At 73.3% G+C, this 21,901-nt stretch carries 20 protein-coding genes and 1 riboswitch; of the genes, 10 read left to right on the top strand and 10 right to left on the bottom strand.

From position 1 onward, the window contains the following. Nucleotides 1-68 precede the first annotated feature (68 nt). Both ACIRB7_RS18960 and ACIRB7_RS18955 read left to right on the top strand, forming a co-directional pair. The gene (locus tag ACIRB7_RS18960; RefSeq protein ID WP_403599609.1) at nucleotides 69-1,055 is read left to right on the top strand and encodes an ATP-binding cassette domain-containing protein; all 987 of its coding nucleotides are present in this window, start codon (nucleotides 69-71) and stop codon (nucleotides 1,053-1,055) included. Continuing rightward, a complete protein-coding gene (locus ACIRB7_RS18955; protein ID WP_403599606.1) occupies nucleotides 1,052-1,918 on the top strand; it encodes an ABC transporter permease in 867 nt (288 codons plus the stop codon). Before ACIRB7_RS18960 ends, ACIRB7_RS18955 begins: the two co-directional genes overlap by 4 nt. Nucleotides 1,919-1,934: 16 nt before the next feature. Here the strand turns inward: ACIRB7_RS18955 and ACIRB7_RS18950 are convergent, their stop codons facing one another. The 3 genes from ACIRB7_RS18950 to ACIRB7_RS18940 all read right to left on the bottom strand — a co-directional run bounded on the left by ACIRB7_RS18950 (nucleotide 1,935) and on the right by ACIRB7_RS18940 (nucleotide 4,105). Further along, nucleotides 1,935-2,306, bottom strand: coding sequence for a VOC family protein (locus ACIRB7_RS18950; protein ID WP_403599604.1), 372 nt, complete (start codon nucleotides 2,304-2,306; stop codon nucleotides 1,935-1,937). 67 nt (nucleotides 2,307-2,373) lie between these two features. Further along, on the bottom strand, nucleotides 2,374-3,012 hold the full coding sequence (locus ACIRB7_RS18945) for an FMN reductase (protein WP_403599601.1): 639 nt from the start codon (nucleotides 3,010-3,012) through the stop codon (nucleotides 2,374-2,376). Nucleotides 3,013-3,016: 4 nt separating this feature from the next. Further along, nucleotides 3,017-4,105 carry an LLM class flavin-dependent oxidoreductase gene (locus ACIRB7_RS18940; RefSeq protein WP_403599994.1) on the bottom strand — a complete coding sequence of 363 codons (1,089 nt, stop codon included), beginning with the start codon at nucleotides 4,103-4,105 and terminating at the stop codon, nucleotides 3,017-3,019. Nucleotides 4,106-4,330: 225 nt separating this feature from the next. Here ACIRB7_RS18940 and cbiE point away from each other — a divergent pair, with 225 nt between their 5' ends. Continuing rightward, nucleotides 4,331-5,557, top strand: coding sequence for a precorrin-6y C5,15-methyltransferase (decarboxylating) subunit CbiE (gene cbiE / locus ACIRB7_RS18935; protein ID WP_403599599.1), 1,227 nt, complete (start codon nucleotides 4,331-4,333; stop codon nucleotides 5,555-5,557). Then, nucleotides 5,554-6,303 carry a precorrin-4 C(11)-methyltransferase gene (gene cobM / locus ACIRB7_RS18930; RefSeq protein ID WP_403599593.1) on the top strand — a complete coding sequence of 250 codons (750 nt, stop codon included), beginning with the start codon at nucleotides 5,554-5,556 and terminating at the stop codon, nucleotides 6,301-6,303. The genes cbiE and cobM overlap by 4 nt, the downstream gene beginning before the upstream one ends. A 103-nt stretch (nucleotides 6,304-6,406) precedes the next feature. Here the strand turns inward: cobM and ACIRB7_RS18925 are convergent, their stop codons facing one another. Then, complete coding sequence (locus ACIRB7_RS18925) at nucleotides 6,407-6,481, bottom strand: 50S ribosomal protein bL37 (protein WP_383431233.1); 75 nt, start codon at nucleotides 6,479-6,481, stop codon at nucleotides 6,407-6,409. A 91-nt stretch (nucleotides 6,482-6,572) separates the two neighbouring features. On the opposite strand from ACIRB7_RS18925, the gene ACIRB7_RS18920 reads away from it, so the two are divergent. Continuing rightward, on the top strand, nucleotides 6,573-7,238 hold the full coding sequence (locus ACIRB7_RS18920) for a hypothetical protein (protein ID WP_403599590.1): 666 nt from the start codon (nucleotides 6,573-6,575) through the stop codon (nucleotides 7,236-7,238). Here the strand turns inward: ACIRB7_RS18920 and ACIRB7_RS18915 are convergent. Beyond that, the gene (locus tag ACIRB7_RS18915) at nucleotides 7,235-8,365 is read right to left on the bottom strand and encodes a cobalt-precorrin-5B (C(1))-methyltransferase (RefSeq protein WP_403599587.1); all 1,131 of its coding nucleotides are present in this window, start codon (nucleotides 8,363-8,365) and stop codon (nucleotides 7,235-7,237) included. The genes ACIRB7_RS18920 and ACIRB7_RS18915 overlap by 4 nt on opposite strands. Before the next feature lie 12 nt (nucleotides 8,366-8,377). On the opposite strand from ACIRB7_RS18915, the gene ACIRB7_RS18910 reads away from it, so the two are divergent. Continuing rightward, a complete protein-coding gene (locus tag ACIRB7_RS18910) occupies nucleotides 8,378-9,103 on the top strand; it encodes a cobalt-precorrin-6A reductase (protein WP_403599584.1) in 726 nt (241 codons plus the stop codon). Between the two features lie 194 nt (nucleotides 9,104-9,297). Further along, the gene (locus tag ACIRB7_RS18905; RefSeq protein WP_403599581.1) at nucleotides 9,298-10,860 is read left to right on the top strand and encodes a serine hydrolase; all 1,563 of its coding nucleotides are present in this window, start codon (nucleotides 9,298-9,300) and stop codon (nucleotides 10,858-10,860) included. A 24-nt stretch (nucleotides 10,861-10,884) separates the two neighbouring features. On the opposite strand, the gene cobJ is transcribed toward ACIRB7_RS18905, so the two are convergent. The 3 genes from cobJ to cobG are packed head-to-tail and all read right to left on the bottom strand — an operon-like array spanning nucleotide 10,885 to nucleotide 14,389. After that, nucleotides 10,885-12,318 (bottom strand): precorrin-3B C(17)-methyltransferase, encoded by a 1,434-nt coding sequence (gene cobJ, locus ACIRB7_RS18900; protein WP_403599991.1) that lies wholly within the window; start codon nucleotides 12,316-12,318, stop codon nucleotides 10,885-10,887. 53 nt (nucleotides 12,319-12,371) lie between these two features. Continuing rightward, on the bottom strand, nucleotides 12,372-13,031 hold the full coding sequence (locus ACIRB7_RS18895; protein ID WP_403599578.1) for a precorrin-8X methylmutase: 660 nt from the start codon (nucleotides 13,029-13,031) through the stop codon (nucleotides 12,372-12,374). After that, nucleotides 13,028-14,389: a precorrin-3B synthase gene (gene cobG, locus ACIRB7_RS18890; protein ID WP_403599575.1), complete on the bottom strand. Its 1,362-nt coding sequence runs from the start codon at nucleotides 14,387-14,389 to the stop codon at nucleotides 13,028-13,030. The genes ACIRB7_RS18895 and cobG overlap by 4 nt, the downstream gene beginning before the upstream one ends. Nucleotides 14,390-14,468: 79 nt before the next feature. Beyond that, a riboswitch (cobalamin riboswitch) is annotated at nucleotides 14,469-14,605 on the top strand. Between the two features lie 39 nt (nucleotides 14,606-14,644). Here cobG and cobN point away from each other — a divergent pair. Next, a complete protein-coding gene (gene cobN, locus ACIRB7_RS18885) occupies nucleotides 14,645-18,265 on the top strand; it encodes a cobaltochelatase subunit CobN (protein WP_403599572.1) in 3,621 nt (1,206 codons plus the stop codon). Here the strand turns inward: cobN and ACIRB7_RS18880 are convergent. Next, on the bottom strand, nucleotides 18,262-19,803 hold the full coding sequence (locus tag ACIRB7_RS18880) for an ABC-F family ATP-binding cassette domain-containing protein (RefSeq protein WP_403599988.1): 1,542 nt from the start codon (nucleotides 19,801-19,803) through the stop codon (nucleotides 18,262-18,264). The two genes, cobN and ACIRB7_RS18880, sit on opposite strands and share 4 nt — an antisense overlap. Before the next feature lie 188 nt (nucleotides 19,804-19,991). Then, a complete protein-coding gene (locus ACIRB7_RS18875; protein WP_403599569.1) occupies nucleotides 19,992-20,339 on the bottom strand; it encodes a DoxX family protein in 348 nt (115 codons plus the stop codon). A gap of 92 nt (nucleotides 20,340-20,431) precedes the next feature. Here ACIRB7_RS18875 and ACIRB7_RS18870 point away from each other — a divergent pair, with 92 nt between their 5' ends. Together ACIRB7_RS18870 and ACIRB7_RS18865 are read left to right on the top strand one after the other, a co-directional pair. After that, nucleotides 20,432-20,875, top strand: coding sequence for a MarR family winged helix-turn-helix transcriptional regulator (locus ACIRB7_RS18870; RefSeq protein ID WP_403599566.1), 444 nt, complete (start codon nucleotides 20,432-20,434; stop codon nucleotides 20,873-20,875). Nucleotides 20,876-20,995: 120 nt separating this feature from the next. Further along, on the top strand, nucleotides 20,996-21,871 hold the full coding sequence (locus tag ACIRB7_RS18865; RefSeq protein ID WP_403599563.1) for an alpha/beta fold hydrolase: 876 nt from the start codon (nucleotides 20,996-20,998) through the stop codon (nucleotides 21,869-21,871). Nucleotides 21,872-21,901 lie beyond the last annotated feature (30 nt).

Raw genomic sequence — 21,901 nt, 5'->3', positions numbered from 1 at the left:
CTGGCGATCCGCGTACGGGTGACGGAGACTGGCAGGAGTGCGCTCCCGGACCCCGGAGGGGAAACGGCATGACCGACCTCGCCATCGAGACCGAGGGCCTGGTCAAGGTCTTCGGCGCGAACCGCGCTGTCGACGGCGTCGACCTGCGCGTCCCCGCAGGGACCGTCTACGGCGTCCTCGGCCCCAACGGCGCGGGCAAGACCACCGCCGTCAAGATGCTCGCCACCCTGCTCCGCCCCGACGGCGGCTCGGCCCGCGTCTTCGGCAAGGACGTCGTCAAGGACGCCGACACCGTACGCGGCCGGGTCAGCCTCACCGGCCAGTACGCCTCCGTCGACGAGGACCTGACCGGCACCGAGAACCTGGTCCTGCTCGGCCGGCTCCTCGGGCACACCAGGGCCGCCGCCCGCGAGCGCTCCGCGCAGCTGCTCGCCGCGTTCGGGCTCGCCGACGCCGCCGACCGGCAGGTCAAGAACTACTCGGGCGGCATGCGGCGCCGTATCGACATCGCCGCGTCCATCCTCAACACGCCCGACCTGCTCTTCCTCGACGAGCCGACGACCGGTCTCGACCCGCGCAGCCGCAACCAGGTCTGGGACATCGTCCGCGCCGTGGTCGCCCAGGGCACCACCGTCCTGCTGACCACCCAGTACCTGGACGAGGCGGACCAGCTGGCCTCCCGTATCGCCGTCATCGACCACGGGAAGGTGATCGCGGAGGGCACGAAGGGCGAGCTGAAGGCCTCCGTCGGCTCGGGCTCCGTGCACGTACGCCTCCGGGATCCCGAGCAGCGACCGGAGGCCGAGCGGGTCCTCCAGGCCGCGCTGAAGGCGGCCGTCACGCTCGAACCGGACCCGGTCGCGCTCACCGCCACCGTCAACGGCCACGGCACGGACCTCGGCGCCGCCGAACAGGCCGCGCGGGCCCTGGCGGAGCTGGCACGGGCCGGGATCACCGTCGACAACTTCGCGCTCGGCCAGCCCAGCCTCGACGAGGTGTTCCTGGCGCTTACGGACAGGGCGGACAGGACGGACAGGAAGGGAGCGGGGGCATGACCACCGTCTCCACCAGCAAGGACACGCAGGCGGCCGACGCCCTCGACTTCGAGGCGCCCCGGGCGGAGGAGCTGGCCGCGCTCCTCGTCGGACAGTCACGCCCGCCGCGCCCCAGCGCGCTCTCCGCCTCGCTGACCTTCGGCTGGCGGGCCATGCTCAAGATCAAGCACGTGCCGGAGCAGCTGTTCGACGTGACGGCGTTCCCGATCATGATGGTGCTGATGTACACGTACCTCTTCGGGGGCGCGCTGGCCGGCTCGGTCTCGGAGTACATCCAGTTCCTGCTGCCGGGCATCCTCGTGATGAGCGTCGTGATGATCACGATGTACACGGGGATCTCGGTCAACACCGACATCGAGAAGGGTGTCTTCGACCGTTTCCGCACGCTGCCGATCTGGCGGCCGGCGCCGATGGTCGGCTATCTGCTCGGCGATGTCGTGCGCTATCTGATCGCCTCGGCCGTGATGCTGACGGTCGGCATGATCATCGGGTACCGGCCGGACGGCGGGGTGGTCGGTGTCCTGCTCGGGGTCGCGCTGCTGATCGTGTTCTCGTTCGCGTTCTCGTGGATCTGGACCATGTTCGGGCTGATGCTGCGCAGCGAGAAGTCCGTCATGGGCGTCAGCATGATGGTGATCTTCCCGCTGACGTTCCTGTCCAACGTCTTCGTCGACCCGAAGACCATGCCGGGCTGGCTCCAGGCCTTCGTCAACAACAGCCCGGTGACCCATCTGGCGACGGCCGTACGCGAGTTGATGGCCGGGAACTGGCCCGCGGCGGACATCGCCTGGACGCTGGGGTGGTCGGCGTTGCTGATCGTCGTCTTCGGCGCGGTGACGATGAGGCTCTACAACCGCAAGTAGCGGTCGTCAGCAGCGGTCACTGCCCGCGCGGAGTGGTCTGCTGGACCGCCCAGCGGTTGCCGTCCGGGTCGGCGAAGTAGACGAACGACCCCCACGGCTGGTCGTCGATCTCGGTGACCTCGACGCCCCGGGCGGTGAGTTCGCGGTGGGCCTCCTCGATGTCGGTGACGACGACCTGCATGTTGTCGAGGGAGCCCGGGGCCATTTCCGTGATGCCCTTGCCGAAGGCGATCGAGCAGGCCGAGCCGGGCGGGGTCATCTGGACGAAGCGGATGTCGTCGCTGACCGGGACGTCGTGGTCGGCGTGGAACCCCACCCGCTCGTAGAAGGCCTTGGCCCGGTCGATGTCGGTGACGGGCACGCCGATCAGTTCCAGCTTGATGTCCATGAGGGCATCATGCGCCCGGCGGTGCCCGGGCGCACGGCGTGTCCTGGAGAAGCGACCGTCGATCCGGTCAGTCGAGGCGCAGGTCGGCCAGTTGGCGTTCGAACGGGATGATCTCGTCCTCGTCGTCCCGCCCGCCCGGCCGGGCCGCCACCATGTCCGCGAACTCGCGTCCGGCCCGGTTGATCCGGGACGGCAGCCCGTCCCCGTGTCCCGCCGGGGAGGCCTCGTCGCCGCCCGAGCCCCAGTCCTCCGAGGCCGCGTAGACGGCGGACGGCGCGACGAGGGCCCGCAGGTAGGCGAAGAGCGGACGCAGGGCGTGGTCCAGGACGAGGGAGTGGCGGGCGGTGCCGCCGGTCGCCCCGACGAGGACCGGGGTGCCGGTGAGCGCGGCCGGGTCGATCAGGTCGAAGAACGACTTGAACAGACCGCTGTACGAGGCCGTGAACACCGGCGTCACGGCGATGACCCCGTCGGCGCCGGTCACCGTCTCGATCGCTTCCCCCAGCTTCTCCGAAGGGAAGCCGGTGACGAAGTTCTTCGCGATGTCGACGGCCAGGTCGCGCAGTTCGACGACCTGGACGTCGACCGCGTACTCCTGCTCGGCGAGCCGGTACCGGGTGGCCTGGAGGAGCCGGTCGGTGAGCAGCCGGGTGGAGGAGGGGGAGCTGAGCCCGGCGGAGACCGCGACCAGCTTCAGCGTCTGCATGGTGTCATGCCTCCTGGGTCGTGCGGGTACGGGTGACGGCGGGGTGGAGCGGGGCGGTGTCCGGTACGCCGGCCGGGCGGAGGTTCGCGAACTCCTTGCGCAGGACCGGGACGACTTCCTCGCCGAGGAGGTCGAGCTGTTCGAGGACCGTCTTGAGGGGCAGCCCCGCGTGGTCGACGAGGAACAGCTGCCGCTGGTAGTCGCCCACGTAGTCGCGGAAGGACAGGGTGCGCTCGATGACCTCCTGCGGCGAGCCGACGGTCAGCGGGGTCTCGCGGGAGAACTCCTCGAGGCTGGGGCCGTGGCCGTAGACGGGTGCGTTGTCGAAGTACGGGCGGAAGTCCCGTACCGCGTCCTGCGAGTTCTTGCGCATGAACACCTGGCCGCCGAGGCCGACGATCGCCTGCTCGGGGGTGCCGTGGCCGTAGTGGGCGTACCGCTGGCGGTAGAGCCGGACCATCTTCTCGGTGTGCTGCTTGGGCCAGAAGATGTGGTTCGCGAAGAAGCCGTCGCCGTAGTAGGCCGCCTGCTCGGCGATCTCGGGGGAGCGGATGGAGCCGTGCCAGACGAAGGGCGGGACGCCGTCGAGCGGGCGCGGGGTGGAGGTGAAGCCCTGGAGGGCGCTGCGGAACTTGCCCTCCCAGTCGACCACGTCCTCCCTCCACAGCTTGTGGAGGAGCGCGTAGTGCTCGATGGCGAGCGGGATGCCCTGCCGGATGTCCTGCCCGAACCACGGGTAGACCGGGCCGGTGTTGCCCCGGCCCATCATCAGGTCCACGCGGCCGTCGGCGAGGTGCTGGAGGGTCGCGTAGTCCTCGGCGATCTTCACCGGGTCGTTGGTGGTGATGAGGGTGGTGGAGGTGGAGAGGATCAGGTTCTCGGTGCGGGCGGCGATGTGCCCGAGGAGGGTGGTGGGGGAGGAGGGGACGAACGGCGGGTTGTGGTGCTCGCCGGTCGCGAAGACGTCGAGCCCGACCTCCTCGGCCTTGAGCGCGATGGCGACGGTGTTCTTGATCCGCTCGTGCTCGGTGGGGGTGCGGCCGGTGGTGGGGTCGGTCGTCACGTCGCCGACGGTGAAGATCCCGAACTGCATCGTGCTCACCTCTCGCGTTCCTGATGCCCCGCCGTGCATCCCGGGGCCTGATGGTTGAATCTTAAACCATCACGTCCAACGGTGCGACCCCCTGACCTATTCCGGACCTCCCGCGGGCCTGCCGGAGACCTCCCGTGGGTCTCACCTGGGCCTCCCGTGGCCCTCACGCGGACCGCCCGTGGCCCTCACGCGGACCTCCCGCGGGCCTCACGTAAAGTCGCCGACGTGAACGGTGCGATAGCGGTCGTCGGAATCGGCGCGGACGGCTGGGACGGGCTCCCCGAGACCTCCCGCCGTGTCCTCGGCGCCGCCGACGTCCTCGTCGGCGCCCCCCGCCAGCTCGACCTCCTCCCCGGCGAGGCCTGCCCCGGCGAGCGGATCCCCTGGCCGTCCCCGCTCCGCCCCGCCGTCCCCGGACTGCTCGCCGCCCACCAGGGCCGGACGATCGCCGTCCTCGCCAGCGGCGACCCGTCCTTCTACGGCATCGGCCGCACCCTCGCCGAGACGGTCGGCGCCGACCGCCTCCGCATCCACCCGCACCCGTCCTCCGTCTCGTACGCCTGCGCCCGGCTCGGCTGGCCCCTGGAGAGCACGGAGACCGTCTCCCTCGTCGCCCGGCCCCTCGCCGCCCTCGCCGCCGCGCTCCACCCCGGGCGCCGGCTCCTCGTCCTCGGCGAGGGCCCCGGGACGCCCGCCGACGTCGCCGCGTACCTCCGCGCGACCGGCTGGGGCGGCACCCGCGTCCGCGTCCTCGAACAGCTCGGCGGGGACCGCGAGCGGATCCTCGACGCGACCGCCGCCGACTGGCCCTTCGAGCGGACCGACGCCCTCCACGTCCTCGCCCTCGACTGCGTACGGGACCCGGACACGCTCCGGCTCGGTGCCGTACCCGGACTGCCGGACGAGGCGTACGAGCACGACGGACAGCTCACCAAGCGGTACGTGCGCGCCGCCACGCTCGCCGCCCTCGCCCCCGCCCCCGGCGAACTCCTCTGGGACATCGGCGGCGGCTCCGGCTCCATCGGCGTCGAATGGATGCGGACCCACCGCTCCTGCCGGGCGATCACGGTCGAGAAGTCCCCGGAGCGGGCCGCGCGCATCGGGCGCAACGCCGACGCCCTCGGGGTGCCGGGGCTCCGCGTGGTCACCGGACCCGCCCCCGAGGCCCTGACCGGCCTGCCCACGCCCGACGCGATCTTCATCGGCGGCGGCCTCACCGCCCCCGGCCTCCTCGACGCCTGCTGGGACGCGCTCCCCGCCGGCGGCCGGCTCGTCGCCAACACCGTGACCCTCGAGTCCGAGGCGCTGCTCGCCGACCGCTACCGCCGTCACGGCGGCGAACTGGTCCGGCTCGCCGTCGCCTCCGCCGTCCCCGTCGGCGGCTTCACCGGCTGGCGCCAGGCGATGCCGGTCACGCAGTGGTCCGTCACCAGATCAGGAGAACGAGCATGACCGTCTACTTCATCGGCGCGGGCCCGGGCGCGGCCGACCTGATCACCCTGCGCGGCGCGCGGACGCTCGCGGCGTGCGGGGTGTGCCTGTACGCCGGTTCGCTCGTCCCGACGGAACTGCTCGCCGAGTGCGGGCCGGACACGCGCCTGGTCGACACGGCGAACCTCGACCTGGACCGGATCGTCGCCGAGATCGCCGCCGCCCACGAGGCGGGCGAGGACGTGGCCCGCCTCCACTCCGGCGACCCGTCCGTCTTCAGCGCGATGGCGGAGCAGATGCGGCGGCTCGACGCGCTCGGCATCCCGTACGAGGTCGTGCCCGGCGTACCGGCGTTCGCGGCGGCGGCCGCCGCGCTGAAGCGGGAACTGACCGTCCCGACGGTCGGCCAGACGGTGATCCTCACCCGGATCGCCCAGCAGGCCACGCCCATGCCGGAGGGCGAGGACCTCGCCACCCTGGGCCGCAGCGGCGCGCTGCTCGTCCTCCACCTGGCCGCCCGCTACGTCGACCGGGTCGTCGCCGAACTCGTCCCCCACTACGGCGCCGACTGCCCGGCCGCGGTGGTGGCGATGGCCAGCCGGCCCGACGAGCTCGTGCTGCGGGGCACCCTCGACGACATCGCGGCGCAGACGAAGGCGGCGGGCATCACGAAGACGGCGGTCATCCTCGTGGGCCGCACGCTCGCGGCGTCGGAGTTCCGGGACAGCCACTTGTACGACCCGGAGCGGGACCGCCACGTCTGCTGAACGGTCGGACGACGGCACGCGGCGGGGCCCCGGGAGTCCGATCCCGGGGCCCCGCCGCACTTCAGGTCCTACGCGTTGGGCCGCTGCCGTGCTTCGCGACGTCCTACGCGTTCGGCCGCTTGCCGTGGTTGGCGCTCTTCTTCTTCCGCGCCCGACGCTTGTTGCCTCGCTTCGCCATGGGACTCCCTCTCGCTCGCGGGGTGTGCCCTCGCAAGCCTAGGTTCGGGGATGGAGGGCCGCATGTCGGTGGCACGGTCTTGAATGGACCGGTGACCGTCTACGACGTGGCCCGGGCGCTGCCGGGCATCGAGGAACTGCGCGACCACTGCCGGGGGCTCGCGATGGTGGAGGCGATCGTGTGCCCCGAGTGGGGGGACCGGTACTACTCCTTCGCCAAGGAGGTGGCGCTCATGCGCGACGGACAGGGCGACGAGTACGCGATCGTCTTCTCCCCGGCGGGGGCCTTCGTCCACGGCTTCGCCCACGAGGCGCCGATGAGCCCCTGGGCCCGCATGGACGACCCGGAGGTGTGGCCGGGCGTCCTCGACGACGTGCCGGAGGTCTTCCGGCCGTATGTCCCGGAGGAGGAGCAGGGCGAGTCCCCGGCCGTCACCGCCTGCCTGTGGCGCGAGACGGCGGACACTGTCTGGCGGACGGGCATCATCACCTTCCCCACCTGGGGCGACGGCGAGCCGGACGGCTCCGACACCCTCTTCGAGCTGCTCGTCGACCGCTCGGCGGAGGCGTACGCGGAGTGGGCGACGGACTACTACGAGACCCCGCTCGACCTGGAAGCCGTACGTCACGTCCTCGCCCTGCGCCCCCTCACGCCCGAGATCGTCGCCGCCCTCAACCCGGACGTGGGGCTCGCCGACCTGGCCGAGGACATCGCGGAGACCGGCTACCCGGTCATGGGAGTGAAGCTGCCGGCTTAGGCCTGGGCCCCCGGTCCCGCCACCGACGACCGACCCACCACCGCCCCCGCCCGGTCGATGCAGATGACGTCCACCGCCACCGGCGCGCCCCGCAGGACCGCCAGGGACTCGTCGCGGGCGCGGGCGGCGACCAGGTCGCCGAGGGGGACTCCGGCGGCCTCACAGAGGCGGAGGGCGGCGAGGCCCGTGTTCGCGGCGGTGATCTCCGCCGCCAGGGCCTCCGAGGCGCCTCCCGTGCGCGCCAGGTCCGCGAGGAACGCCTTGTCGACCTGGGAGCGGGCCGAGTGGAGGTCCAGATGGCCCGCCGCCAGCTTCGACAGCTTCGCGAAGCCGCCGCAGATCGTGAGGCGGTCGACCGGGTGGCGGCGGATGTACTTGAGGACCGCGCCCGCGAAGTCGCCCATGTCGAGGAGTGCGATCTCCGGCAGGTCGTAGAGCCCGCCGACCGTACGCTCGGATGTGGAGCCCGTACACCCCGCGACATGCGTGAGACCGCCCGCGCGGGCCACGTCCACGCCCCGGCGGATGGAATCGATCCACGCCGAGCACGAGTACGGGACCACGACCCCCGTCGTCCCCAGGATCGACAGGCCGCCCAGGATGCCGATCCGGGGGTTCCAGGTGGAGCGGGCGATCTCGGCGCCGTTGTCGACGGAGACGGTGATCTCGACGTCCCCACCGCCGCCGTGCCGGGCCGCGACCTCGGCGACGTGCTCGCGCATCAGCTGCCGGGGCACCGGGTTGATCGCCGGCTCGCCCACGTCGAGCGGCAGCCCCGGCAGGGTGACCGTGCCGACGCCCTCGCCCGCCCGGAAGACCACGCCCGACCCCGCCGGCAGGAGCCGTACCGTCGCCCGGATCACCGCCCCGTGCGTGACGTCCGGGTCGTCGCCCGCGTCCTTGACCACGGCAGCCATGGCCGTACCCGAGCCGAGGGACTCCGCCGTGAGCGCGAACGACGGCGTCTGGCCCTTCGGCAGCGTGATCGTCACCGGGTCCGGGAAATCACCGGTCAGGAGCGCCGTGTACGCGGCCGTCGTCGCCGCCGTCGCGCAGGCGCCCGTCGTCCAGCCCGGGCGGAGACCGGTGTGCTTGAGTTGGGCCTCACGCCCGCCGCCTGAAGTCACGAAGAGGCTCCTGTGCACATACTCATTCTCGGGGGGACCACCGAGGCCCGCGCCCTGGCGGGCCTGCTCCACACCGACGTGCGGGTGACCAGTTCGCTCGCGGGGCGGGTCGCGTCCCCGCGGCTGCCGGCCGGCGAGGTCCGGATCGGCGGGTTCGGCGGGGTCGACGGGCTCGTGGAGTGGATCGGCGGGCACGCCGTGGACGCGGTCATCGACGCCACGCATCCCTTCGCCGAGCGGATCAGCTTCAACGCGGCCCGGGCGGCCGCCACCGCCCATGTTCCCCTGCTGGCGCTGCGCCGCCCCGGCTGGGTCCCGGTGGAGGGCGACGACTGGCGTGAGGTGCCCTCCCTGGAGGCGGCGGCGGAGGCGCTCGACGGCCTCGGCGACCGGGTGTTCCTGACGACGGGCCGCATGGGCCTCGCGGCCTTCGCGGACCGCCCGCAGTGGTTCCTGGTCCGCTCGGTGGACGCCCCGGAGCCCCCGATGCCGGCCCGCGCCGAAGTCCTCCTCGACCGGGGGCCGTTCACCCTCGACGGGGAGCGTGAACTGCTGCGCCGCCACCGGATCGACGTCCTCGTGACGAAGGACAGCGGGGGCGCGGCGACCGCCCCGAAGCTGACCGCGGCCCGCGAGGCGGGCATCCCGGTCGTCGTGGTCCGCCGCCCACCGGTCCCGGAGGGCGTGCCGACGGCGGCGACCCCGGAGGAGGCCGCGGCCTGGGCGCGGTCGCGGTAGAAGGCCGCCGCCTGGGCGGCGCGGCGCCAGGGGCCCGTCGGTCGGCGACGCGCAGGCACCTCCCGGGCTGGCTCCTCGCCGGTTCCGGGCTGGTTCCTCACGGGTTTCGGGCTGGTTCCTCACCGGTTCCGGACTGGTTCCTCACCGGTTCCCTCCCGCGCGACAGCGGATTCCCCCCGGCGTTCAATGGAGGGATGGGAACCGGAACCGTCCGATGGCTTGCCACGGCGGGGCTCGCGGCGCTGGTGCTGGGCGCCGCTCCGAGCCCCTCGCCCTCCCCGACGCCCGAACCGCCCCCCGCCCAGCCGCCGCCCGTCCTCGACCGGGCGGACGTGGACCGGGCCGTCGGCCGGCTCGACGCCGACGTCACGGCGATGATGAAACGGACCGGGCTCCCCGGGGTGTCCGTCGCCGTCGTGTACGACGACAAGGTCGTCGCCCTCAAGGGCTACGGGGTGCGTGAGGTCGGCAAGACCGCCAAGGTCGACGCCGACACCGTCTTCCAGCTGGCCTCGGTGTCGAAGCCGATCGCCTCCACCGTCGTCTCGGGGGCCGTCGGCGTCGAGGGCTGGCAGCGGCCCGTCGCCCCCGAGCTGTCCGAGTTCCGGATGAAGGACCCGTGGGTGACCTCCCATGTGACGGTCGCCGACCTGTTCTCGCACCGCAGCGGCCTGCCCGACCACGCGGGCGACCTCCTGGAGGACCTCGGCTACGACCAGGAGTACATCCTGTCCCACCTGCGGTACGAGCCCCTGGCGCCGTTCCGGGCGAGCTACGCGTACACCAACTTCGGTCTGACGGCGGCGGCCGAGGCCGTCGCCGCGGAGAAGGGCGTGCCGTGGGAGAAGCTCGCGGAGGACACGCTCTACAAGCCCGCCGGCATGAACGACACCAGCTCCCGCTTCCAGGACTTCGCCTCGAACGCCGACCGGGCCGTCGGCCATGTGAAGGAGGCCGACGGGACCTGGAAGCCGTCCGTACGCGACCCGGACGCCCAGTCCCCGGCCGGCGGCGTCAGCTCCTCGGCCCGTGACATGGCGACCTGGCTGCGGCTCCAGCTCGCGAACGGCACCCTCGACGGGCGGCGGATCGTCGACGAGGACGCCCTCGACCTCACCCACCACCCCGAGAGCGTCGCCTCGCCCGCGCACGCACCGGCGGGCCGGACCGGCTTCTACGGGCTCGGCTGGAACGTGAGTTACGACGACGAGGGCCGGCTGCGGCTCTCGCACACCGGCGCGTTCGCGCTCGGCGCGCACACCAACGTCACGATGCTGCCGGGTGAACGGCTCGGGATCGTCGTCCTCACCAACGGGGCGCCGGTCGGCGTCGCGGACGCCGTCGCCCTCGACTTCTTCGACACCGCGCAGGACGGCAGGCCCAGCCGGGACTGGGTGCCGCTCGTCGACGCGATCTACCAGCAGCAGGCGGACGCCGACCGGTCCAAGACGGACTACGCGAAGCGGCCCGCCGACGCCACCGCCGCGAAGGCCGCCGACGCCTACACCGGCACGTACACCAGCGACTACTTCGGCAGGCTCACGGTGGCCGAGGAGGGCGGCGGCCTGGTCCTGCGTCTGGGGCCGGAGCCCCAGACGTACCGGCTCACGCACTACGACGGCGACACGTTCAGCTTCCCGACCCGCGGCGAGAACGCCGTCGGCCTCACCGGCGTCACGTTCTCCCCGGACGGCAAGACCGTCCGCGTCGAGTACCTGGACCAGGAGGGCCTGGGCACCTTCACCCGTACCGGCTGATCAGCCGGTACGGACAGATCACCCTCACCCGTACCGGCGTGGCGTCCAGGTGATCGTGCGGCCGTCGGCCCGTTCCACCGCGCGGGTCTGGCTCGACCCGATGAGCAGCAGGGTCCGCATGTCGACCTCGGAGGGCTCCAGGGTCTTCAGGGTCACCACCCGCACCGACTGCTCCGGACCGCCCACGTCGCGGGCGACGACCACCGGGGTCTCGGGGGAGCGGAGTTCGAGCAGGAGGTCGCGGGCCGCGGACACCTGGTGCGTACGGGACTTCGAGCCCGGGTTGTAGAGGGCGAGGACCAGGTCGGCCGAGGCGGCGGCGCGCAGCCGGGCGGCGATGACGTCCCAGGGCTTGAGCCGGTCGGAGAGCGAGATCGTCGCGTAGTCGTGGCCCAGAGGGGCGCCCGCGGCGGCGGCGGCCGCGTTGGCGGCGGTCACCCCGGGGAGGACCCGTACGGGCACGTCCGCGTACGCCGGTTCGCAGGCCACTTCGAGGACCGCCGTCGCCATCGCGAAGACGCCCGGGTCGCCGCCGGAGACGACCGCGACCTTGTGGCCGCGCCGGGCCAGGTCGAGGGCGAACTCGGCCCGCTCGGACTCGACCTTGTTGTCGGAGCCGTGCCGGATCTGGCCGGGGCGCAGGACCGGCACCCGGTCCAGGTAGGTGGTGTAGCCGACGAGCACGTCCGCGTTGACGAGCGCGCCGCGCGACTCGGGGGTGAGCCAGGGTGCGCCGGCCGGGCCGGTGCCGACGACGACGACCTCGCCCCGTTCCCGTACGGGAAGGTCCTGGTCGATACGGGAGGGGAGGACGGCGACGGAGAAGTACGGGACGGACGCCGGGTCGACGTCCGTCAGCCGCTCCGTCCGCTCGCCCGCCATGAACGCCCGCTCCACGTACCGGGCGTCGTCGAGCCGGCCGGCCCGCTCCAGGGCCCGCTTCACCGTGGGGAAGGTGCGGCCGAGCTTCATCACGACCGCCGAGTCGGTGCCCGCGAGCCGGGCCGTCAGCTCGTCCTCCGGCAGGGTGCCGGGGATGATCGTGAGGACTTCCTCCGCCTCGCACAGCGGCTCGCCGAGGCGGGCCGCGGCGGCGCTGACCGAGGTGACGCCGGGGATGACGGTCGTGTCGTAGCGGTGCGCGAGCCGCTTGTGCATGTGCTGGTACGAGCCGTAGAACAGCGGGTCGCCCTCGGCGAGGACGGCGACCGTGCGCCCCGCGTCGAGATGGGCGGCGAGGCGGGCCGCGGCCTCCTCGTAGAAGTCGTCGAGGGCGCCCCGGTAGCCGCCCGGGTGGTCCGTGGTCTCCACCGTGAGCGGGTACATCAGCCGCTCCTCGATGTGGTCCTCGCGGAGGTGCTCGGCGGCGATCGAGCGGGCGATGGAGCGGCCGTGGCGGGCCGAGTGGTACGCGATCACGTCGGCGGCGGCGATGGCCTTCACGGCTGCCACGGTCATCAGGTTCGGGTCGCCGGGGCCGAGGCCGACGCCGTAGAGCTTTCCGGTGGCGGTCACTGCTGGATCTCCGCTTCGTGGGCGAGCGCGTTGATCGCGGCGGCCGTCATCGCGCTGCCGCCGCGCCGGCCCCGGACGACGAGGTGTTCGAGACGGAGTTCGTGGGCCCGGTCGGCGAGGGCGTCCTTGGACTCGGCGGCGCCGATGAAGCCGACCGGTATGCCGAGGACGGCTGCGGGCTTCCCGGCGCCCTTGGCGATCATCTCCAGGAGGTGGAAGAGCGCGGTGGGCGCGTTGCCGATGGCGACGACGGAGCCTTCGAGGCGGTCCCGCCACAGTTCGAGGGCGGCGGCGGAGCGGGTGGTGCCGAGCTCGGCGGCCAGGCCCGGCACGGACGGGTCGGAGAGCGTGCAGATCACCTCGTTGTCGGCGGGCAGCCGCTTGCGGGTGACACCGCTGGCGACCATCTGGGCGTCGCAGAGGATCGGCGCGCCGGCGCGGAGGGCGGCGCGGGCGCTCGCGACCACGCCGGGGGAGTACGCGATGTCCCGCACGAGGTCGGTCATGCCGCAGGCGTGGATCATCCGGACCGCCACCTGGGCGACGTCGGCGGGCAGGCCCGCGAGATCCGCCTCGGCTCGGATCGTGGCAAAGGACCGGCGGTAGATCTCCGCCCCGTCCTTCTCGTAGTCGAACATCGTGTCGCTCTCGCTCATCTCGTGTGGGGCGTGTGGTCGACGGGGGTGCGGGCTGCCGCGACGGCTCCCGACAGGGAGGTACGGGAGGTGGGGGCGCCGTCCACCAGATAGGTGTCGTCGCCGGTGGCGAGGACCTCGATCCGGTCGCCGTACGGGTGCCCGCAGCCGCGTGCGCACCCGGAGAAGTGCACGGGAAGCCGCCCCGCGGGCGCGGCGAGGGCGTCCGCCCGTACGTCGGCGAGGGACTTGGCGCAGCCGGGGCGCCCGGTGCAGACGGTGACACCGGCGCCGGGGGCGTCGGGCCGGGTGATCAGTCCGTACGACTCCAGGCGCGCGAGCCGGTCGGCAGCCGTACGCGTACCGGTGCCGACGACGACCACCCCGCGCCACGGCGTCAGCCGTATCTCGTCGGCCGGAAGCAGGGCCCGCAGCTGAGCGGCGGTCAGCCGGCCGAGCGGCGCGAGGACGTACAGCGCGCCGCCCCGGAGCACGCCGGGGGCAGGCGGCGGGGACGCGGGCAGGGGCGGTGCGGGTACGGGCTCGGGCACGCGTACGGGCTCGCGGCCGGGGTCGGATACGGGCTCGTGTACGCGTACGGGCTCGGGTATGCGTACGGGTTCGCGGCCGGGCTCGGCCACGGGCTCCGCCGTGATGCCCGCCGCCGTCAGGGCGCCCGCCCAGTCCGGCGCGTGGTCGTCGGGGAGTTCCTGGGGGCGCCAGGCCCCGTTGCCGGCCGCCTCGGCGGCGTCGAGGAACGCGAGGGCGGCGGCGAGGGCGGCGCGGACGGCGTCGGCGGCGGTGAGCCGGAAGGCCGTCGGGCCGAGCCGCAGCAGGACGGACCCGTCCTCTCCTGCGACCAAGCTCACATCCCCGCCGAGCGGGGCCACGTCGCCGCGCCCGTCGTCGAGGACGAACAGGAACCGTCCCGAGAGGGAGGCCGCCCGGGGCTCGGCGCACAGTGCGGCGTCCAGCTCGCGTGCCCACAACTGCACGTCGGCGTGGCCGAGTCCGTCGAGTCCCGCGGTGGGCGAGGCGACGATGTTGCGGACGCGTTCGTGGGTGGGGGAGGGCAGCAGGCCCGCCTCGGCGAGGAGCGCCGCGAGCTCCGCCCCGCAGTCGTCCGCGAGGCCCCGCAGCTCCGCGTTGCCGCGCGAGGTGATGCTGATCCGCCCGTCCCCCAGGGTCTCCGCGGCGGCCGCGAGCGCCTCGACCTGACGAGACGTCAGACGCCCTGCGGGCAGGCGCAGTCGGGCCAGGCGTCCGTCCTCGGCGAGGTGCAGGCGCAGCGCCCCGGGGCAGGCGTCGCCACGGTCCCGTATGCGAGCTTCGCCCGGTTCGGGCGTCGTGGGTGGGGTGGGCGGCATGGCGGCGAGCATACCCACGGGGAACGGCGCGGCCACCGGGTGTGACCAGGCCGACCCGGCGGCCCGCCCCGGGCCGTGGGCGGCACGATCTAGGATGCAGATCGGCATGGGGTCCCAGGACCCCGGGGAGGAAGCCCGGTGAGAATCCGGCGCGGTCCCGCCACTGTGAGCCCGTACCAGGCACGACGGAACGGGTGAGTCAGGAACTCCCGCCGTCCATACGACCACCCGGGGCGCGGACAACCCCGAGGAAGGCCTGCGCTCGCCATGCTTCTGCTGCTGTCGCACTCCGACACCGACCTGCTCAGTGCCCGCGCGGCGAACGCTGCCTCGGCCGGCGGCCCGGTGGAGTACCGCTTCGCCAACCCCGCCCGTCTCCCCCTCGCCGAGCTGCCCGGCCTCCTGGACGGTGCCGACCTCGTCGTCGTACGGCTCCTCGGCGGTCTCCGGTCCTGGGAGGAGGGCCTGGACGCGGTCCGCGCCGCCGGAAAGCCGGTGGTCGTCCTCAGCGGCGAACAGGCCCCCGACGCACAGCTGATGGAGGCGTCCACCGTCCCGATCGGCGTCGCCACCGAGGCGCACGCCTATCTCGCGCACGGCGGCCCCGGGAACCTGGAGCAGCTCGCCCGCTTCCTCTCCGACACCGTCCTGCTCACCGGTCACGGCTTCGAGGCCCCGGCCGCCGCCCCCACGTGGGGCCCGCTGGAGCGCACCCCCCGCACGACGGACGGCCCGACCGTCGCCGTGCTCTACTACCGCGCCCACCACATGAGCGGCAACACCGGCTTCGTCCACACCCTTTGCGAGGCGATCGAGGACACCGGCGCGCAGGCGCTCCCGCTGTACGTGGCGTCCCTGCGCGCCCCCGAGCCGGAGCTGCTCGACCGCCTCCGTACCGCCGACGTCATCGTCACCACCGTGCTCGCCGCGGGCGGCACCAAGCCGGCCGAGGCGCAGGCCGGTGGCGACGAGGAGGCCTGGGACGCGGGGGCGCTCGCCGCGCTCGACGTGCCGATCCTCCAGGCCCTGTGCCTGACCGGCTCGCGGTCGGCGTGGGAGGAGAACGACGAGGGCCTCTCCCCGCTGGACGCCGCCAGCCAGGTCGCCGTGCCCGAGTTCGACGGCCGTCTGATCACCGTCCCGTTCTCCTTCAAGGAGATCGACGAGGACGGTCTGCCCGCGTACGTGGCGGACGCCGAGCGCGCCGCCCGCGTCGCCGGGATCGCCGTACGCCACGCCCGGCTCCGGCACATCCCGAACGCCGAGAAGAGGCTGGCGCTCGTCCTCTCCGCGTACCCGACGAAGCACTCCCGCATCGGCAACGCCGTCGGTCTCGACACCCCCGCCTCCGCCGTCTCCCTCCTGCGCCGTCTGATCGCGGAGGGGTACGACTTCGGGCCCGCCGAGGAGCTTCCCGGCCTGGTCTCCGGTGACGGCGACGAGCTGATCTACGCCCTCATCGAGGCCGGTGGCCACGACCAGGACTGGCTGACGGAGGAGCAGCTCGCCCGCAACCCGGTCCGTATCCCGGCCGCCGACTACAAGCGCTGGTACGCGACCCTGCCGGAGGAGCTCCGCACCCACGTCGAGGAGCACTGGGGTCCGGCGCCCGGCGAGATGTTCCTCGACCGCTCGCGCAACCCGGAGGGCGACATCGTCCTCGCCGCCCTGCGCCGCGGGAACCTCCTGATCCTCATCCAGCCGCCGCGCGGCTTCGGCGAGAACCCGATCGCGATCTACCACGACCCCGATCTCCCGCCGTCCCACCACTACCTGGCCGCCTACCGGTGGATCGCCGCCCGCGCCGAGGACGGCGGCTTCGGCGCCGACGCCATGGTCCACCTCGGCAAGCACGGCAACCTGGAGTGGCTGCCCGGCAAGAACGCCGGCCTGTCCGCCGCCTGCGGCCCCGACGCGGCCCTCGGCGACATCCCCCTGATCTACCCGTTCCTCGTCAACGACCCGGGCGAGGGCACCCAGGCCAAGAGGCGCGTCCACGCCACCCTCGTCGACCACCTGGTGCCGCCGATGGCCCGCGCCGACTCGTACGGCGACATCGCGCGCCTGGAGCAGCTGCTCGACGAGTACGCGCAGATCTCCTCCATGGACCCGGCGAAGCTGCCCGCGATCCGCGCCCAGATCTGGACGCTGATCCAGGCCGCCAAGCTCGACCACGACCTCGGTCTCCAGGAGCGCCCGGAGGACGACGGCTTCGACGACTTCCTGCTGCACGTCGACGGCTGGCTGTGCGAGGTCAAGGACGCCCAGATCCGCGACGGTCTGCACGTCCTCGGCGGCGCCCCGGAGGGTGAGGCCCGCGTCAACCTGGTCCTCTCCATCCTGCGCGCCCGCCAGATCTGGGGCGGCACGCAGGCGCTGCCCGGTCTGCGCGAGGCCCTGGGTCTCGACGAGTCGGCCGCGACCCGCACCACCGCCGACGAGGCGGAGGCCAAGGCGCGCGAGCTGGTCGAGGGGATGGAGGCGGCGGACTGGTCGGTGGACGCGATCCCGACCGTGGCCGCCGCGTACGGCCCCGAGGTCGTCGCCGTCCTCCGCTTCGCCTGCGAGCAGGTCGTGCCGCGCCTGGCGTCGACGACGGACGAACTCACGCACGCCGTGCACGCACTGAACGGCGGCTTCGTCCCGGCGGGACCGTCCGGCTCCCCTCTCCGTGGCCTGGTCAACGTCCTGCCGACCGGCCGGAACTTCTACTCCGTCGACCCGAAGGCCGTGCCGTCCCGGCTCGCCTGGGAGACCGGGCAGGCGCTCGCCGACTCCCTCCTGGAGCGCTACCGCACCGACAACGGCGAGTGGCCGACGTCCGTGGGCCTCTCCCTGTGGGGGACCAGCGCGATGCGCACCGCCGGCGACGACGTGGCCGAGGCGCTCGCGCTGCTCGGCGTCCGCCCGCTGTGGGACGAGGCCTCGCGCCGCGTGAACGGCCTCGAACCGATCCCGCTCGCGGAGCTCGGCCGCCCGCGCGTCGACGTCACGCTGCGCATCTCGGGCTTCTTCCGGGACGCGTTCCCGCACGTCATCGGGCTTCTCGACGACGCCGTACGGCTGGTCGCGGGACTTGAGGACGAGCCCGCGTCGGAGAACTACGTACGGGCGCACACGCAGGCCGACCTCGCCGAGCACGGCGACGAGCGGCGCGCCACCACCCGTATCTTCGGCTCCCGGCCCGGCACGTACGGCGCGGGCATCCTCCAGCTGATCGACTCGCGCGACTGGCGGACGGACGCGGACCTCGCCGAGGTGTACACGGTGTGGGGCGGTTACGCGTACGGGCGGGGGCTCGAAGGGCGTCCGGCGCGGGCCGAGATGGAGACGGCGTACAAGCGGATCGCGGTCGCCGCGAAGAACACGGACACCCGCGAGCACGACATCGCGGACTCGGACGACTACTTCCAGTACCACGGCGGCATGGTGGCGACCGTCCGCGCGCTGAAGGGCTCGGCCCCGGAGGCGTACATCGGGGACTCGACCCGGCCGGAGACCGTCCGCACCCGCACGCTCGTCGAGGAGACCTCCCGGGTCTTCCGCGCGCGCGTGGTCAACCCGCGCTGGATCGAGGCGATGCGCCGCCACGGCTACAAGGGAGCGTTCGAGCTGGCGGCGACGGTCGACTACCTCTTCGGGTACGACGCCACGACGGGCGTCGTCGCCGACTGGATGTACGACAAGCTGACGCAGGAGTACGTCCTCGACCCGGCGAACCAGGCCTTCCTGAAGGAGGCCAACCCGTGGGCGCTGCACGGCATCGCGGAGCGGCTCCTCGAAGCCGAGTCGCGCGGCATGTGGGAGAAGCCGGACCCGGAGACGCTGGCAGCCCTGCGCCAGGTGTTCCTTGAGACCGAGGGCGACCTCGAGGGCGACGACGATTAGATCCCTCCGATCGTCGTGAGGGCGGGGGCCGGTGCCAGTTCCAGGCGGCGGCCCCGGAAGCCCTCCCGGAGCCTCCGGTCGTGACTGACCACGACCAGCGTGCCCCGGTACTGAGCGAGCGCGGCCTCCATCTCCTCCACGAGCGCCGGGGCCAGATGATTGGTCGGCTCGTCGAGGAGGAGCAGATCGGCGGGCTCGGTGACGAGCCGTGCCAGTTCCAGTTTCCGGCGCTGTCCCGTCGACAGATACCGGACCGGGGTGGTCAGGTCCCCGGCGGAGAAGAGACCGAGGGCGAGCAGTTCGTCCGCGCGGTCCGCTCCGAAGGCCTCGCCCACCGCACGGGGGTCGGTGGGTGAGGCCGTTTCCTGACGCAGCAGCCCGACCCGGTCCGGGGCGCTCACCGTGCCTTCGTCCGGGACGAGTTCACCCGCCAGAACCTTCAGGAGGGTGGTCTTCCCGGCGCCGTTCGGCCCGGTGACCAGCAGCCGCTCGCCCGCGTCGAGGCGCAGGGCGTCGAGCCGGAGCCGGCCGTCGACCCGTACCCCGGCGAGGTCGACGGGCGCGCCCTCGCCGATGAGGCCGGCGCGGAAGCGGAGGGGCTCCGGGGGCGCGGGCACCGGGTCGGAGGTGAGCCGGGCGAGTTTCTCGCGGGCGGCCCGGATACGGCTCATCGCGCCGTGCGACCGCGACCGGGCCCGGAAGGCTCCCGCCCCGCTGAACGAGGCCGGGGCCTTGCGGGGGATGGCGGAGAACCGGTCGATGTGGGTGTCGGCGAGGGCCCGGTACCGCGCGGTCTCGGCCTTCCACTCCTCGTACTCCCGCTGCCTGCGGGCTCGTTCGGCGGCGCGTCCGGTGAGGTAGCCGGAGTACCCGTCGCCGTAGCGGCGCACGGTGTGACGGTCCTCGTCGACCTCCAGGACGGCGGTGGTGACCCGGTCGAGGAAGACCCGGTCGTGGGAGACGGCGACGACCGTGCCCCGGTGGGCGAGCAGCCGCTCCTCCAGCCAGGCGACGGCCTCGTCGTCGAGGTCGTTGGTCGGCTCGTCGAGCAGCAGCAGTTCGGGCTCGGCGGCGAGCACGGCGGCCAGGGTAAGCCGGGACCGCTGCCCGCCGGAGAGGCCCCCGAGGGTCCGGGCGCGGTCGAGCGGCCGGGGTTCCCCGAGCCGCCGGAGCACGGCCTCGACCCGCCGGTCGGCCCCGTCGCCGCCCCGCGCCTCGTGAGCGGCGAGCAGCTCCGCGTACCCGGCGAGGTCCCCGGTCGCGGCGAGGGCGTCCTCGGCCGCGCGGATCGCGCGCTCCAACTCCCGTACGTCCGCGAGGGCGTGGTCGATCGCGTCCCCGACGGTGGCGGTCGGGGGGAGGTCCAGGGTCTGCGCGAGGTGCCCGATGCCGCCGGGGGCGTCGACGGTCACCGTGCCGTTGTCGGGCTCCTCACGGCCGGCGAGGAGCCGGAGGAGGGTGGATTTCCCGGAGCCGTTGTCTCCGACGACGCCGAGGCGTTCGCCGGGGCGGACGGTGAGGGAGACCCGGTCGAGCACGGTCCGGGCAGGGGAGGGGGAGAGGTTGCGGGAAGGGGAAGGGGCGTCGTAGCGCTTGCTGACGTCGGTGAGTTGGACCCGGAACAAGGGCGGCCTCCTGTACGTCGACCTTCGATGACACGAGACGTATCGTCTCGTTATGGCGAAGGTACGCCAGAGGCGGACCCTCCGCAAGACGTTTCGTCTCGTCAGGCGGAGGCTATGCGCAACACCAGGGCGGCCACCGCGAGGACGGTCAGGACCGCGACCGGCGCCAGCTCGTAGTCCTTCGCCCGCAGGTGCGTGACGAGGGCCCCGATGAAGTAGAGGAACACGCCGATCGCGGCCGCCCCGCCGAGCAGCGGCACGGCGAGGCCCGCGAGCAGGCCGAGCGCGCCCGCCGCCTTCAGCGTCGCCAGCCGGGGCAGCCAGGTGTCCGGCACGTCCAGCTTGGTCATGCTGCCCACGATCTGTGGGTTGCGGGTGAAGGTCAGGAAGGCGGAGGCGGAGAGCGCGAAGGCGAGCAGTGCGGCCACGACCACGTAACCGATGAACATAGGGGTACTCCAATGATTCGCATCCAAGAACCATTGAACTGTATCAACGATTTCCCTCGCTCCACAATAGGGCCGCTGCTACGGTGGTTGCCATGGCAGCTCTCCCGACCGATCGCCTCGGCTTCCTCCTCTCCTTCCGCGGTGAGCTCACCGGCGCGCGCATCCGCGCCGCCCTGGGCGTCGCCGGGCTGCACCCGAGAAACGCCATGACGCTGATGCAGCTCGCCCCCGGGGCGATGAGCCAGCGGGACCTGGCGTCGGCGATGGAGATCGACCCCAGCCAACTGGTGGCCGTGCTGAACGAGTTGGAGGACGCCGGACTCGCGGAGCGGCGGCGTGACCCGGCCGACCGGCGCCGGCACATCGTGGAGATCACGGAGGCGGGCGCGGCGGCCCTCGACCGCGTCGACGCGGCGGTCAGCGCCGCCGAGCGCGAGCTCTTCGGTGATCTGACCGCGGCGGAGCAGACCCTCCTGCGCGGCCTGCTCGACCGGGTCGTGGTGGACCCGGCCCAGCACGACTGCGGCGCCGAGTAGCAGCGGCGACGAGTAGCAGCGGCGCCGAGTAAGAAGTACCGCCGGGCGGGCGCGCGGGCGATGAGTTCCGGTGGCGGCGGGGGTCTACCCCATGACCGTCCCACCACCGAGGAGAGACCCATGGCCGAGACCGACACCCGGACCCTGGACACCGCGGGCGCGACCCTGCGCTACGACGTGCGCGCCGGCGCCGGGACCGACGACCGCCCCCTGCTGCTCATCGGCTCCCCCATGGACGCGACCGGTTTCACCACCCTCGCCTCCCACTTCGCCGACCGGACCGTCGTCACCTACGACCCGCGCGGCGTGGGCCGCAGCGAGCGCACCGACGGCGCCGCGGAGACGCTCCCCGACGAGCACGCCGACGACCTGGCCCGGCTGATCGAGGCGCTCGGCGCCGGGCCGGTGGACGTCTTCGCGAGCAGCGGCGGCGCCGTCAACGCCCTCGCCCTGGTCGCCCGGCGCGGGGACCTCGTCCACACCCTCGTCGCGCACGAGCCGCCGACGGCGCAGCTCGTCCCGGACCGGGAGGCGGCCCTCGCGGCCTGCGCGGACGTCCACGCGACCTATCTGCGGGAGGGCTGGGGGCCGGGGATGGCCAAGTTCCTCGCCCTGACGAGCCGGAAGGGCCCGTTCCCGGCGGACTGGGCCGAGGAGCCCGCCCCTTCCCCGGCCGCGTTCGGCCTGCCGACCGAGGACGACGGCTCGCGGGACGACCCGCTGCTCGGCCAGAACATGCGCGGCTGCACCTCCTACCGCCCCGACCTCACCGCCCTGCGTGCCGCGCCGACGCGGATCGTCGTCGCCGCGGGGAAGGAGTCCGAGGGCGAGCTCGCCGCCCGCGCGGCGGCCGCCGTCGCCGACGGGCTCGGCATCCCGCTCGCCGTCTTCCCCAGCCACCACGGCGGCTTCCTGGGCGGCGAGTTCGGCCAGCACGGCGCCCCGGAGGAGTTCGCCGAGGCGCTGCGCGCGGCCCTGGACGACAGCCACAGCTGACGGCTGGTCGCCCGAGGGCGCGGCGACTGG

Source organism: Streptomyces sp. NPDC093795 (assembly GCF_044764665.1).
GTDB lineage: Bacteria > Actinomycetota > Actinomycetes > Streptomycetales > Streptomycetaceae > Streptomyces.
Note: the sequence above shows the minus strand (reverse complement) of the source record. Positions and strands in the feature narration are given on the sequence as shown.

Excerpts from the sequence above, each read along its gene's own strand:
- cobG (WP_403599575.1), bottom strand. The coding sequence starts at position 14,389 with ATGCTCGCCGCCATGCCGCCCACCCCACCCACGACGCCCGAACCGGGC.
- ACIRB7_RS18875 (WP_403599569.1), bottom strand. The coding sequence starts at position 20,339 with ATGTTCATCGGTTACGTGGTCGTGGCCGCACTGCTCGCCTTCGCGCTC.
- cobN (WP_403599572.1), top strand. The coding sequence starts at position 14,645 with ATGCTTCTGCTGCTGTCGCACTCCGACACCGACCTGCTCAGTGCCCGC.
- ACIRB7_RS18895 (WP_403599578.1), bottom strand. The coding sequence starts at position 13,031 with ATGAGCGAGAGCGACACGATGTTCGACTACGAGAAGGACGGGGCGGAG.
- ACIRB7_RS18955 (WP_403599606.1), top strand. The coding sequence starts at position 1,052 with ATGACCACCGTCTCCACCAGCAAGGACACGCAGGCGGCCGACGCCCTC.
- cobJ (WP_403599991.1), bottom strand. The coding sequence starts at position 12,318 with ATGACCGTGGCAGCCGTGAAGGCCATCGCCGCCGCCGACGTGATCGCG.
- ACIRB7_RS18940 (WP_403599994.1), bottom strand. The coding sequence starts at position 4,105 with ATGCAGTTCGGGATCTTCACCGTCGGCGACGTGACGACCGACCCCACC.
- ACIRB7_RS18905 (WP_403599581.1), top strand. The coding sequence starts at position 9,298 with ATGGGAACCGGAACCGTCCGATGGCTTGCCACGGCGGGGCTCGCGGCG.
- ACIRB7_RS18950 (WP_403599604.1), bottom strand. The coding sequence starts at position 2,306 with ATGGACATCAAGCTGGAACTGATCGGCGTGCCCGTCACCGACATCGAC.
- cobM (WP_403599593.1), top strand. The coding sequence starts at position 5,554 with ATGACCGTCTACTTCATCGGCGCGGGCCCGGGCGCGGCCGACCTGATC.
- ACIRB7_RS18960 (WP_403599609.1), top strand. The coding sequence starts at position 69 with ATGACCGACCTCGCCATCGAGACCGAGGGCCTGGTCAAGGTCTTCGGC.
- ACIRB7_RS18945 (WP_403599601.1), bottom strand. The coding sequence starts at position 3,012 with ATGCAGACGCTGAAGCTGGTCGCGGTCTCCGCCGGGCTCAGCTCCCCC.
- ACIRB7_RS18870 (WP_403599566.1), top strand. The coding sequence starts at position 20,432 with ATGGCAGCTCTCCCGACCGATCGCCTCGGCTTCCTCCTCTCCTTCCGC.
- ACIRB7_RS18865 (WP_403599563.1), top strand. The coding sequence starts at position 20,996 with ATGGCCGAGACCGACACCCGGACCCTGGACACCGCGGGCGCGACCCTG.